Genomic DNA, 490 nt, shown 5'->3' with positions numbered 1-490 from the left:
GCTGTTGGGTGAGCACACCGACGAGGTGCTCGCCGAGATCGGTTATGACGCCGGGCAGATCGCCCAAATGCGGACGAACCAGATCGTGTGAATCAGATCGTCTCGCCGATCGCATGAAGCGCCGCGAGTTGATCGCAGAAGTGTTCGGCGCTTCGCGCCTGCACCGTGCAGTTGGCGATCGTGGCCCCGGCGTCGCGCAGCCGGCCCAGACGGCCTCGTGCGGAATCCGGGTCGCCCAGCGGGTCCAGTGCCACCCCGGGGGAGAGGACGACATCGAAATCCGCGGGCAGCTGATGTGGTGCGAGAAACTCGGCGATAATGTCGGGCGAAAGGCCGAAAGGTACCCAGCCGGTGCCCAATTCGACGGCACGCCGCAGTGAGCGTTTGGTGCGCCCACCCACCCAGACCTCCAGATCCGTACTGGTGGCGTGCGGTTCGATGACGAAACCGTCGACCTCGCGCTGCCCCCACGCGGCCCGCAGGCCGGCGA

The 490-nt window shown here is 66.7% G+C and carries 1 pseudogene; it reads right to left on the bottom strand.

The annotated features are described in order from the left end of the window. Positions 1 to 92: 92 nt before the first annotated feature. Positions 93 to 490, bottom strand: a pseudogene (locus RNB18_RS51080) (LLM class F420-dependent oxidoreductase); the annotation flags it as partial.

The organism is Streptomyces doebereineriae, assembly GCF_031845645.1.
GTDB lineage: Bacteria > Actinomycetota > Actinomycetes > Streptomycetales > Streptomycetaceae > Streptomyces > Streptomyces canus.
This window is presented reverse-complemented; position numbering and strand designations above follow the sequence as displayed.